1 protein-coding gene is annotated in these 498 nt (G+C 44.0%); it reads left to right on the top strand.

The window, feature by feature from the left end; genetic code table 11:
* On the top strand, nucleotides 1-435 hold a 435-nt coding region (locus tag RMT89_RS41005), incomplete at its 5' end, for a DNA replication terminus site-binding protein (RefSeq protein ID WP_315888843.1).
* Between the last annotated feature and the right edge of the window lie 63 nt (nucleotides 436-498).

Raw genomic sequence — 498 nt, forward strand, 5'->3', positions numbered from 1 at the left:
CATATAAACGATGTAGTTCACTCAGACACCAGCACGAGGATTGATTTCTCTTGGTGCGAACAACAAAAAAGCATCAAGAAACTCTCCACCGAGCAAGCGTTAAGCATGTTGCAGCGATTTGATGCCAACACTCCACCTTGGCAAGCCGCAAAAAACATGGATCGATTAATGAACTCAACCTCGGCCTACAAAATCACCAACGTGAGGACACACCCTCAAGCGATAGTGAAATATTACGATGAGGAAACAGGGGAGGTTTTTATTGAAACTAGAAAGGTGCATTCGCCAATGATAGCGCTGATACAGAGTCAACGACCTATGGAAGTCAACCCATTACCAGACTTTCAGGAAAATGATAAAAAGCATTTGTTGTTGAAGGGGTACAAACCCATAGTGGAGGGAACTTGTCTATATTACAAAGACTCAACGATTTGACGCACTCAAGTCTTTTATCACAAAGCACCGAACCGCACAGGGGGTCTCCATCGCGTAATAGCA

Source organism: Streptomyces sp. P17 (assembly GCF_032436805.1).
Taxonomy (GTDB): Bacteria; Actinomycetota; Actinomycetes; order Streptomycetales; family Streptomycetaceae; genus Streptomyces.